Annotated in this window: 1 protein-coding gene; it reads left to right on the plus strand. The window is 60.9% G+C overall.

The window, feature by feature from the left end; all coding sequences use genetic code 11:
* Window positions 1-228: 228 nt before the first annotated feature.
* The gene (locus tag CEY09_RS31735; RefSeq protein WP_088591678.1) at window positions 229-1,185 is read left to right on the plus strand and encodes an IS110 family RNA-guided transposase; all 957 of its coding nucleotides are present in this window, start codon (window positions 229-231) and stop codon (window positions 1,183-1,185) included.
* The last annotated feature ends 16 nt before the right edge of the window (window positions 1,186-1,201 follow it).

A 1,201-nucleotide genomic window follows, 5' to 3' on the forward strand; every position in this document is an offset into this window, starting at 1 on the left:
CGTCATCCTTGTATGGTGAGGGTGCGCCCTCTGCAGTGGGGAGGGCGCTGGGGTATGGGACGTCGTCATCCATCAGCCGGTAGGCGCCGGACTGCCACAACGAGAGCATCCCACCCCGCCTCACAGCGTCGATAAGGAATCTAGCGGCCAAGACCGCCGATTGATCGCAAGGTAACGCCCGAGGCGAGGCTACCCCAGCGGACTTAACGTATCGCAGGGAGAGCCAGCATGCAAATATCTGTCTGCTTTATTGGGGTCGATGTCGGTAAGTTTGAGCTGCAAGTTGCAGGGCATGAGGGGCAGATTGTGGCAGGCGTTCTGCCCAACAATCGGTCTAGCATCGTCGGTTGGCTCAAGCGTTTGCCTGCCGACAGCGTGATCGCGATGGAGGCGACCGGAGGCTACCAAGAGTTGTTGGCCCGCACGGCGCACGAACGGGGGTTTGAGGTTTATGTCTTGAACCCGACTCACGTTCACCACTACGCTATCTCGCTGGGCAACCGAGGCAAGACCGATCGTCTGGATGCCGAGGTTATCGCGCAGTACATCGCGCAGCGACATGCCAAGTTGCATCGCTACGAGCCGATATCGCCAGAGTTGCAACAGGTCAGGTCGCTCCAGGCGTTGAGATCAACGGTGGTACGCGTGGGCACGTCGTTGAGGCTGTCAGCTCAGCGGCATGGCTGCACTAGCGGGCATCAGAAGAAGGCCCTGGCCAGCCTGAACTTGTGGGCCGAACAGCTTGAGCGGGAGTTGATCGCCACGATCAAGGCCCAGAGCGAATGGGCCAAGACCTACGGCCTGCTGACCAGCATCTGCGGCATCGGGCCGATCAATGGTGCAGCCCTGACGACCTTGTTCAACCGGGTCCACTTCGCTAGCAGCGATGCTGCGGTGGCCTTCTGCGGACTGGACCCCAGGCCGAACGAGTCCGGAAGAAAGATGGGCCGCCGGCGACTGAGTAAACAGGGAGACAAGGCGGCCAGGACCTTGCTCTACAACGCAGCCAGCTCGGCAGCGCGCTCGATCTACTTCAAGGACTACTACGCCATGCTCCGGGCGCGGGGCTTGGCCTCGACAGCGGCCCTGGTTGTGATCGCTCGAAAGCTGCTACGCATCGCTTACGGAGTCTGGCGTACTGGCCAGCCCTTCGATCCCGGGAAACTGCGTCCGGGTGTAGGTTGACCCAAACCATAGAATC

Source organism: Achromobacter marplatensis (assembly GCF_002209535.1).
GTDB lineage: Bacteria > Pseudomonadota > Gammaproteobacteria > Burkholderiales > Burkholderiaceae_B > Achromobacter > Achromobacter marplatensis.

Excerpts from the sequence above, each read along its gene's own strand:
- CEY09_RS31735 (WP_088591678.1), top strand. The coding sequence starts at position 229 with ATGCAAATATCTGTCTGCTTTATTGGGGTCGATGTCGGTAAGTTTGAG.